We start from the raw sequence: 10138 nt of genomic DNA, 5'->3' as shown, positions 1-10138 counted from the left end.
GCTTGCGCTTCCAGACCGCCATGACCAGCGCCTTGAGCACCAGGTCCGCCTGCATCCTCGACTGCATCGACCAGCCGACGACCTGGCGGGAGAACAGATCGAGCACCACGGCCAGGTACAGCCAGCCCTCGTAGGTCCGGATCATCGTGATGTCCGTGACCCAGGCGCGATTGGGTTGGTCTGGATCGAACTGACGGTCAAGCAGGTTCTCCGCTACCACCGCCGGCTTTCCGCCGTTGTAGCTGCGACGCTTCCGGTAGCCCACTTCGGCCCGGAGGCCTGCCGCGCGCATCAGCCGGTAGACCCGATGCTTGCCGATCTCTTCACCCAGGTCCCTCAGGTCGTCATGGATCTTTCGATACCCGTACACCGCGCCACTCTCCAGCCAGGACTGCTTGATCAGGCCGGTCTGGCGCTGATCTTCCTTAAAACGCTGCGAGCACGGCGCCTTCAGCCAGGCGTAGAAGCCGCTGGGATGCACCTCGAGCACCCGGCACATCGTGCGCACCCGGAACTCCTTGCGGTGGGCCTGAATGAACCCGTACTTCACCCGGACTCCTTGGCGAAGTACGTTGCGGCCTTTTTTAGAATGTCGCGCTCCTCCTCGACGCGCTTCAACTCGGCCTTGAGACGCTGCAGCTCGCGCTGCGCCTCATCGTGCTCCAGGCTGGCCCGGTCCTTCGATCCGAACTTCTTGATCCAGGCGTAGAGACTGTGCGTGGTGATCCCCAGTCGTCCCGCAACCTCGCCGACCGAATGACCCCGGTCCGTGACCTGCCGAACCGCTTCGATCTTGAACTCTTCCGTGTACCGCTTTCCGCTCATCTGGCACCTCCATTTCGGCCATCATAAGATGGCTCAGAGGTGTCTAGGAAATCCGGGGCGATTCAGTAGTTGATATGAGCCACCCCATTCCACGACTCAGCCAAAGCCTCCAGCTGGCCCCTCATGAGCTCTTTCTCGAGGTCAGTTACAGCATTGAGTTCTGATTTCCAAAAATTAGTCGGTGGAGTAGATTGCAGAATGAAACTGAAGTCTGGAGGGATCGCCCCTCTAAGTAATGATTCGGAGGCAAAAGAGCAAAGTGGGAACACCGCATGTATTGTCAAGAAAAAAATGCAGAAGTGTTCTTTGGTTTTTTTGGAGTATTGACCTCGAGAACTAGAATCAATCATGACTCTGACCCCCGGTGGCAACCGCGACCCGTAAAGAGGTCAGCACATCATCCAGCATTACTGCATTCGCATCAGAGTCAGTTACTATCGGCTGATCAACTGCAAACGAGCGACGAGTGCCGATAGTCAAGTCAACTCTCGACCGAATTACGTAAGGAATTAGAACTTCCGCACCGTCACGGTCAATAATTTCAAAAACTGATCCACTCAGGAAGAAATGCGGCAATGAGCAAGCTGCGAACACACCGTATTGCTCGACGAAAGACAATCCGAGCAAGTACCTCCCACCTTCACGAAGCGATGGCGAATGACTCGCGGAGGCTCTGGTTCCGTCTGGGAACACAGCTCCCTCATAGAAGGCTTCGATTGGATCAATGTGGACTGAACTGAATAGGATCTCAGCGTTGGAGAACGTCACTCTCGTATGAGGTGCTCCCTCGCCCGAGGCTACTAGGCTAGCTGAGTCTTGCGCTTGCAAGTCAAGAAAAACTGGCTCCAGTTTCTTAGCCTGAGCAACCAACACAACATCGCAGCGCGTTAGCAGATGCCTGTAAGTTGGAATTTCTTGAGCTCCCGAAGTCGAGCATGCTGCAGACAGCAAAACGCTCGCAGACGCCAAAATGGCGAATCTAACCATGTCTGACTCCCTACGTGCTTTAAACGCCAATACTGCGAGAGGGACCATAACCTCGAGTTGCGAGCCCGTCAACTTTCTCAGCCTCCCACCGAGCTGACTTCAATGGACCCGCGGCTCTCGACCACAGTGACTAACTCATGCAGGCGGCCCTACTGTGGCCGCTCTCGCCCCATAGAGCAGCCGCTCAAGAAGTAACGTTTTGGGGGCTAATTGGGGGACTTAATGGAATTTATCTAACAACGAACGCGACAAATCAAGGAGATAGCCAATCAAATTGGCGGAGAGGGTGGGATTCGAACCCACGAAGGGCGCTAACCCTTGCCGGTTTTCAAGACCGGTGCATTCAACCGCTCTGCCACCTCTCCGAAACTGAATTGTCGTTCAAACCAGCGGCTCTCTGCGAGCCGCAAGACCGGTGCATGGACTGCGCGCCTGCGGCGCTTGCCCTTCGCTGCGCTCCGGGTTGCTCCGGCAGCTTCGCGGCCTCCACATCGAGCTCGCTTCGCTCGGTTCAACCGCTCTGCCACCTCTTTAGAAACTGAATTGTCGTTCAAACCAGCGGCTCTCTGCGAGCCGCAAGACCGGTGCATGGACTGCGCGCCTGCGGCGCTTGCCCTGCGCTGCGCTCCGGGTTGCTCCGGCCGCGTTGCGGCCTGCACATCGAGCTCGCTTCGCTCGGTTCAACCGCTCTGCCACCTCTCCGAAACTGAATTGTCGCTCAATCAGCGGCTGTCTGCGAGCCGCAAGACCAGTGCATGAACTGCGCGCCTGTGGCGTGATTGAATTCTGCCTGATTCAGCCTCGCTTTGCATGTTGTTGTGCGCGGGGCCCTGTGGCGGGATCGCTGGACTTGAACCTAGTGCGGAACGTGCGGTTCGAGCGGGCCGCCTTAACAGCAAAGCCCCTGTCGATCCGTACAATGTAGGGTTCTTCGGGTTGTGCGAGTTGGCCATGCGGTTGATGATTTCTATTCTCGGGCTCTGGTTGAGCGCGCAGGCCGTTGCACAGGGTCCGGAAACGATCACGCTCGTTCGCTTCGATCAGGTCGCCGTGACGCAGCAGCAGGTTGCCAGCGCCACGGTGGAGAGCCTGAACCAGGCGCGGGTGGCCGCTGAGATCAACGCGCGCGTCATCGACGTGCCCGTCCGCGTGGGTGAACTTGTCCGGGCCGGGCAGGCACTCGTCAGGCTGGATGCTTCCGAATTCGAGCTGATGGTCCGGGCGGCACAGGCACGCCTGGACGTGACCGAGGCGGGTCTGGACATGGCACGGCTTCGGGCGGAGCGCGCTCGTCGCCTGGCGCCGGACCAGTTCGTGTCCGACGACGAGCTCCTGGTCGCCGAAACCCGGTTGAGCCAGGCCCAGGCCGAGCGGGCAGCGGCCCGTGTCGAGCTGGATCGCGCCGAGTTGATGCGCTCTCGAACCTCCATCACCAGCCCGTATGACGCGGTGGTACAGGCCCGGTTGATCGGGGCCGGGGCGCTGGCCGCGCCGGGCACGCCGTTGCTGGAATTGGTCGCCATTGCGCCGCTGGAGGTGAGCAGTGGCATTGCCGGCCCGCTGGTCGAGGGCCTGACCCGGAGCGCCGAGATCGAATTCTTCGACGGGGAGCGTCACTATCCGCTCCGGCTGCTGCGCGTCTCCCCGCTGGTCTCGCCGGGGGCACGACAGCGCGAAGCACGCTTCGAGTTCACCGGCACACCGCCGGCCCCGGGCACCCAGGGCTCCGTGATCTGGACCGATCCGCGCACCGTGCTGCCGGCCGACTTCGTGGTTCTTCGGGGCGACGAGCTGGGCGTGTTGTTCGTCGAATCCGACCGCGCGAGCGCCTCCACCGCCGATGTGCGCTGGCTGCCGCTGCCGCAGGCCGATGCCGGACGTCCGGTACGGATCGAAATGCCGGCGGACCGCTTGCTGGTCGACGAGGGCCGTCGGCGCGTTCAGCCCGGGCAGGTCGTCGAGGTTCGGGCCGGCGACATCTGAGCCGGACCCACGGTCATGATCGAGCGCATCTACGCCAATCATCCCCTGGCCAACGTCACCATGGCCGTGGCCCTGGTCATGGGGCTGGCCTCGTTCCTGCTGATGCCGCGCGAGCGCGATCCGGAGATCAATTTCAACTGGATCAACATGACGACGATCCTGCCCGGCGCGTCGGCCGAAGACGTCGAGCGCTTGATCACCGATCCGCTGGAAGAAGCGATCGGCCGGCTGCGGGACGTGCGCTTCGTGGTCTCGAGCAGCCGGGAAAATGCCTCGAACATCCTGATCCGGTTCCAGGAGATTTCCGAGCGTGACTTCGACAAGCGCGTGGCCGATCTGCGGCGAGAGGTCCAGGCCATCGTCAACGACGAACTGCCGCCGGAGGCACGGGACCCGAACATTCTCGAGATCACCTCGTCGAACGGATTCCCGACGGCGATCGTGCTGGTGGTCGGCGAGGCCCAGGACGACGCGCTGCGCGAACTGGCGCGGCGGACCCGCCAGGACATCGAGCGACTCCCGGCGACCGACTCGATCCTGGCCCAGGCGCTCGACGATCCGGAACTGCAGGTGCTGTTCGATCCCGCGGCGCTGGCCAATCGCGGGCTGAACGCAACGGACCTGGCCAACGCCAGCGCGGCCAATTTCCAGGACGTATTCGCGGGTCGTTTGCGCACCGAAAGCGGCCAGTGGCTGGTGCGCTCGGAAGGCCGCTTCATCGATCCGGCGCGGCTGGCCGATCTGAACCTGACGACACCCGACGGCGGCGTGGTCGGCTTCGACGAGGTCGCCCGACTCCGGATCGGCACCAGCATTCCGGAAGAACGGGTCAGCTGGCAGGGCAAGCCGGCGATCATGCTGTCGGTCAACAAGCGCGCCGGCGCCAACACGCTGGACCTGATCGCCGACCTCAACGCCTATATCGAGCGGGCCAACCCGGTGCTGGCCGCGGACGGCCACCAACTGGTGCTGGCCGACGACCAGACGATTGCTACGCGCGAAGCCATCGACGTCATGCGCAACAATGCCGTGGTCGGACTGCTGCTGGTGCTGGTGGTGTGCTGGCTGTTCCTGGCCACGCGGGTCGCGCTGCTGGTGGCCGGTGGCCTGCTGGTTTCCGTCGCCGGCACCTTCGCGGTCCTGGCCGCCTTCGGGTTCAGCCTGAACATCACCGTGCTGCTGGGGGTCGTGATCGTCCTCGGCATGCTGGTGGATGTCTCGGTGGTCATGGTCGAAGCCCTGGTCCACCGCCTGCGCCAGCGCGAAGCGCCGATGGCCGCGGCGGTGCACGCCCTGCGCGAGGTCGGCGTGCCGCTGACGGCTTCGGTCTTCACGACAATTGCCGCGTTTCTGCCGCTGATGCTGCTGCCCGGCATCGTCGGCAAGTTCATGTTCGTGGTGCCCTTCGTCGTCACCGTCGGCCTGCTGATTTCCTTGCTCCAGGCCTTCTGGATCCTGCCGACCCAGGTGATCCACAGCCAGACGCGCCCGCTGGCCGACGATCCGAAGCACTGGCGGGTCCGCTTCAACCGATCCGTGCGACGGGGCTACGTCCGTGCGCTGGTGCGGGTGCTGCGTCGCCCCCTGCCCTATCTCGCCACCGCCGCACTGGCCTTCCTGCTCGCGCTCGGCGCCGTGCTCTCCGGCCAGGTGCGCACGGAGTTCTTCGCCCAGGACCCGATCCGCGTGTTCTATGTGCAGGTCGATATGCCGGGCAACGTCACGGTCGAGGAAACGCTGGCCCAGGTCGAGCGCGTGGAGGCCCGCGTTCGCGAGCGGCTGCAGGACGGCGAAGCGCGCGCCGTCGTCAGCCTGGCCGGCGTGCAGTTCACCGATATCGAGGTCGTGTTCGGCGATCCCTTCGGACAGGTGCTGGTGTCGCTGAACTCCGCGCGCGACGGCCGCCCCGTCAACGAGATCGTCGAATCCATGCGCGAACACGTGCTCGGCACCCCGGGCGAAGGCGCAATCTCGTTCCTGCAGCTGTCCGGCGGTCCGCCGGTGCAGCTGCCGGTCAACGTCAAGGTCCGTGCCGATGAGTTCGACGAGCTCGATCGAGCGGTCGAGCAGGTGCGCAAGATCGTTGCCGGGATCGAAGGCACGCGCGATATCAGCGACGATCGAACGCCAGGCCGATCGGAGCTGGTGCTGAGCCCGGATCGAGACGCACTGGCCCGGCTCGGCCTTCCGCCCAGCGAACTGGCGCGGCTGCTCCGTCTGCACGTGGACGGTGAAGTCGTCGGCTTCACCCGAGAGGCCGGCGACCGTTTCGAGCTGCGGGTCAAAGCCGACCGCGACGCGCTGTCCGATCCGACCCAGATCCTGCAGGACCCCGTGCAGCTGCCGAACGGGCAACGCGTTCAGCTGGGTGATCTGGTCGAGGTCGACACGGGGGTGGCACCGGGCAACATCCGCCACTGGAACCTGCGGCGCGCCGTCACCGTCGAAGCGGACATCGATCCCGAGGTGACCGATACGGTCCAGGTCAATGAGGACATTCGGGCGGCCTGGGAAAAAGTGCGTGCAGCGTTCCCCGCCACCGATCTGGATTTCACCGGGGAACTCGACGACATCAACGAATCGCTGGACTCGATGGCCGTCCTGTTCCTGCTCGGCCTGGGCCTGATCTACCTGATCCTGGCGACCCAGTTCCGAAGCTACTTCCAGCCGATGCTGATCCTGCTGACCGTGCCGATGGCCTTCACCGGCGTGGTCTTCGGCCTGACCGTGTCCGGCAACCCGCTCAGCCTCTACACGCTCTACGGGATCATTGCCCTGGCCGGCATCGCCGTCAACGCAGCGATCGTGCTGATCGATGCCGCCAATCAGCGGCTTGCGGTCGGCATGCGCCCGCTGCATGCCACCGTCTACGCCGCGCGTCGGCGGGTCATTCCGATCCTCATGACCACGGCCACGACCATTGCCGGACTCATGTCGCTGGCCGTGGGTCTCGGTGGCCGCTCGCTGCTCTGGGGCCCGGTCGCCGTGACCCTGGTCTGGGGACTGGCGGTTTCGGCGCTGCTGACGCTGTTCGTGATTCCGGTGCTCTACCGTTTGTTCATGCGGAATTCCGATCGAGTTCGTCCGCTGGCCAGCGCGCCCAACGCTGCATCCGGCTTGAACTGAGCGAGGGAAAGGAGGCACCAGGCCGGCGGACTCGGCCCGAGCCGCATCGGAGCACCGAGCCTTGCCGGTGCAAGGACCGGGGCGTGCGCCAGCTCATAGTCATAAGAGATCGAAATCCCCGTATTCATTTTCTATATCAATTCCAAAGCAACAATCAATTGGACGAATTAGCAAGCCCGAATATATAGTCATTGTCAATTCTCAAGCCGCCGTCGCCCCCGACCACGGCGCAGAGCAACCAAGGAGATTCGACGATGAGCACGACCGGAAAATGCCCCGTGATGCACGGCGCCAACAGCTCGACCGAAAAGTCCAACATGGACTGGTGGCCGAATGCACTGAACCTGGACATCCTCCACCAGCACGATCGCAAGACCGATCCGATGGGGCCGGACTTCAACTACCGCGAGGCCGTCCGTGAACTCGACGTCGCGGCGCTGAAGAAGGACCTGGTCGACCTGATGACCGACAGCCAGGACTGGTGGCCGGCCGACTGGGGGCACTACGGCGGCCTGATGATCCGGATGGCCTGGCACGCGGCGGGTTCCTACCGCACGGCCGACGGCCGCGGCGGCGGCGGCACCGGCAACCAGCGCTTCGCGCCGCTGAACTCCTGGCCCGACAACGTCAACCTCGACAAGGCCCGCCGGCTGCTGTGGCCGATCAAGAAGAAGTACGGCAACAGGATCAGCTGGGCCGACCTGATCGTCCTGGCCGGCAACGTGGCCTACGAGTCGATGGGCCTGAAGACCTTCGGCTTCGCCTTCGGCCGCGAGGACATCTGGCACCCGGAGGAAGACATCTACTGGGGCTCGGAGAAGGAATGGCTGGCGCCCAGCGGCGGCGAGGGCAGCCGCTATTCCGGCGAACGCGATCTCGAGAACCCGCTGGCCGCGGTGATGATGGGGCTGATCTACGTCAACCCCGAGGGCGTGGACGGCAATCCCGATCCGCTGAAGACGGCGCACGACGTGCGCGTGACCTTCGCCCGGATGGCGATGAACGACGAGGAGACCGTGGCGCTGACGGCCGGCGGCCACACGGTCGGCAAGTGCCACGGCAACGGCGACGCCGCCCTGCTCGGCCCCGACCCGGAAGCCGCCGATGTCGAGGAACAGGGCCTGGGCTGGAACAATCACACGAAGCGCGGCATCGGCCGCGACACGGTGACCAGCGGCATCGAGGGCGCCTGGACGACCCATCCGACGACCTGGGACAACGGCTATTTCCACCTGCTGCTGAACTACGACTGGGAACTGAAGAAGAGCCCGGCCGGCGCCTGGCAGTGGGAGCCGATCGACATCCGCGAGGAAGACAAGCCGGTCGACGTCGAGGATCCCTCGATCCGGCTGAACCCGATCATGACCGACGCCGACACGGCGATGAAGATGGACCCGGAGTACCGGAAGATCTCCGAGCGCTTCTACAAGGACCCGGACTACTTCACCGAGGTGTTCGCGCGCGCCTGGTTCAAGCTGACCCACCGCGACATGGGCCCGAAGTCGCGCTACATCGGCCCCGAAGTGCCGGACGAGGACCTGCTCTGGCAGGACCCGGTCCCGGCCGGGCCGACCGACTACGACGTCGACGCGGTCAAGGCATCGATCGCCGAGCGCGCGCAGGAGGCCGGTCTCGACATCGGCGACCTGGTCGCCACGGCCTGGGACAGCGCCCGCACCTTCCGCGGCTCGGACATGCGCGGCGGCGCCAACGGCGCACGGATCCGGCTGGCCCCGCAGAAGGACTGGGAAGGCAACGAGCCGGAGCGTCTGCAGCGCGTGCTGGCCGTGCTGGAGCCGATCGCCGCCGAAAGCGGTGCGAGCGTCGCCGACGTGATCGTCCTGGCCGGCAACGTCGGCGTCGAGCAGGCGGCGAAGGCCGCGGGCGTCGAGGTCGAGGTGCCGTTCGCGCCGGGTCGCGGCGACGCCACCCAGGACATGACCGACGTCGAGAGCTTCGACGTGCTGGAGCCGATCCACGACGGCTACCGCAACTGGCTGAAGAAGGACTACGTGGTCAGCGCCGAGGAACTGATGCTCGACCGCACCCAGCTGATGGGACTGACCGCGCCCGAAATGACCGTCCTGGTCGGCGGCCTGCGCGTGCTGGGCACCAACCACGGCGGCTCGAAGCACGGCGTGTTCACCGACCGGATCGGTGCGCTGAGCAACGACTTCTTCGTCAACCTCACCGACATGGCCAACCGCTGGGTGCCGGCCGGGGAGAACCTCTACGAAATCCGCGACCGGGCCAACGATGAAGTGCGCTGGACGGCCACACGCGTCGACCTGGTGTTCGGCTCGAACTCGATTCTGCGCGCCTATGCCGAGGTCTATGCCCAGGACGACAACCGCGAGAAGTTCGTGCGCGACTTCGTCGCCGCCTGGACCAAGGTGATGAACGCGGATCGCTTCGACCTGGAGTGACGGCCGTTGCGCCGCTCGGACCGGAACGAACGAAGAACCGGAGCGCCCCGCCGATGCGGGGCGTTTTTTGTGGTCAGGACGGCTGGCGTTGCGCGCCGGCGAGCTCGGCCTGCGGCCTCGGTTCGAACGGGGAGGTGCATCCGGGGTCTCCCTCTTCGCCGGACATGAAAAACCCCCGCTCCGTGCGGGGTTTCTGTCAGCGTCTGGCGCTGAGCTTCAAGAAGCGGCCTGCGGCCGGCGATCCTCAAGGATCGCGAGAGGGAGGGGTGGCTGGCGCTGCGCGCCGGCGAGCTCGGCCTGCGGCCTCGGTTCGAACCGGGGTTCGCATCCGTGGTCTCCCTCTTCGTCAGAAATGAAAAACCCCGCGCAAGGGCGGGGTTTTTCATTTCTGGCGGAGAGGGAGGGATGGACGGCGCGGCTTTCGCCGCTTGCCCTTCGGGTGCGAGTCGCGCTGCGCGCGATCGCATCGAGCTCGGCCTTCGGCCTCGGTTCGAACCCAGGGTTCCAATCCGTAGTCTCCCTCTCCGGTAGAAATGAAAAACCCCGCGCGAGGCGGGGCATTTCATTTCTGGCGGAGAGGGAGGGATTCGAACCCTCGGTACGGGTTAAACCGTACACTCACTTTCCAGGCGAGCCCGTTCGACCACTCCGGCACCTCTCCAAAACTGCACATATTGTCTCGCCACCCGGTCGATAGGGGCGTCCTCCGGCCGGCGATCCTCAGCGGATCGCGAGAGGGAGGGATGGCTGAAGCTGCGCTTCAGCGAGCTCGGCCTTCGGCCTCGGTTCGA

At 64.3% G+C, this 10138-nt stretch carries 4 protein-coding genes, 2 tRNA genes and 1 pseudogene; 3 read left to right on the top strand and 4 right to left on the bottom strand.

Annotation, left to right across the window (positions count from 1 at the left end; all coding sequences use genetic code 11):
• From HFP89_RS09840 to HFP89_RS09830, 3 genes and pseudogenes are all read right to left on the bottom strand, one after another.
• Positions 1-825 (bottom strand): annotated as a pseudogene (locus HFP89_RS09840) (IS3 family transposase); the annotation flags it as partial.
• A gap of 342 nt (positions 826-1167) precedes the next feature.
• Positions 1168-1812: a hypothetical protein gene (locus HFP89_RS15830; protein ID WP_206212310.1), complete on the bottom strand. Its 645-nt coding sequence runs from the start codon at positions 1810-1812 to the stop codon at positions 1168-1170.
• 275 nt (positions 1813-2087) lie between these two features.
• Positions 2088-2177, bottom strand: a tRNA-Ser gene (locus HFP89_RS09830).
• 595 nt (positions 2178-2772) lie between these two features.
• Here HFP89_RS09830 and HFP89_RS09825 point away from each other — a divergent pair.
• From HFP89_RS09825 to katG, 3 genes are all read left to right on the top strand, one after another.
• Entirely contained in the window at positions 2773-3795 is a 1023-nt protein-coding gene (locus tag HFP89_RS09825; RefSeq protein ID WP_168717488.1) for an efflux RND transporter periplasmic adaptor subunit, read from the top strand.
• A gap of 15 nt (positions 3796-3810) precedes the next feature.
• On the top strand, positions 3811-6921 hold the full coding sequence (locus HFP89_RS09820) for an efflux RND transporter permease subunit (RefSeq protein WP_168717487.1): 3111 nt from the start codon (positions 3811-3813) through the stop codon (positions 6919-6921).
• 254 nt (positions 6922-7175) lie between these two features.
• The gene (katG, locus tag HFP89_RS09815) at positions 7176-9347 is read left to right on the top strand and encodes a catalase/peroxidase HPI (protein WP_168717486.1); all 2172 of its coding nucleotides are present in this window, start codon (positions 7176-7178) and stop codon (positions 9345-9347) included.
• A gap of 569 nt (positions 9348-9916) precedes the next feature.
• Here the strand turns inward: katG and HFP89_RS09810 are convergent.
• Positions 9917-10008, bottom strand: a tRNA-Ser gene (locus HFP89_RS09810).
• Positions 10009-10138 lie beyond the last annotated feature (130 nt).

Source organism: Wenzhouxiangella sp. XN79A, from assembly GCF_012272825.1.
Classification (GTDB): domain Bacteria; phylum Pseudomonadota; class Gammaproteobacteria; order Xanthomonadales; family Wenzhouxiangellaceae.
The sequence above is the reverse complement of the archived record's forward strand: the minus strand, read 5'-3'. Positions and strand labels throughout refer to the sequence as shown.

Coding starts and splice junctions, on each gene's coding strand:
- HFP89_RS15830 (WP_206212310.1), bottom strand. CDS start 1,812: ATGGTTAGATTCGCCATTTTGGCGTCTGCGAGCGTTTTGCTGTCTGCA.
- HFP89_RS09825 (WP_168717488.1), top strand. CDS start 2,773: ATGATTTCTATTCTCGGGCTCTGGTTGAGCGCGCAGGCCGTTGCACAG.
- HFP89_RS09820 (WP_168717487.1), top strand. CDS start 3,811: ATGATCGAGCGCATCTACGCCAATCATCCCCTGGCCAACGTCACCATG.
- katG (WP_168717486.1), top strand. CDS start 7,176: ATGAGCACGACCGGAAAATGCCCCGTGATGCACGGCGCCAACAGCTCG.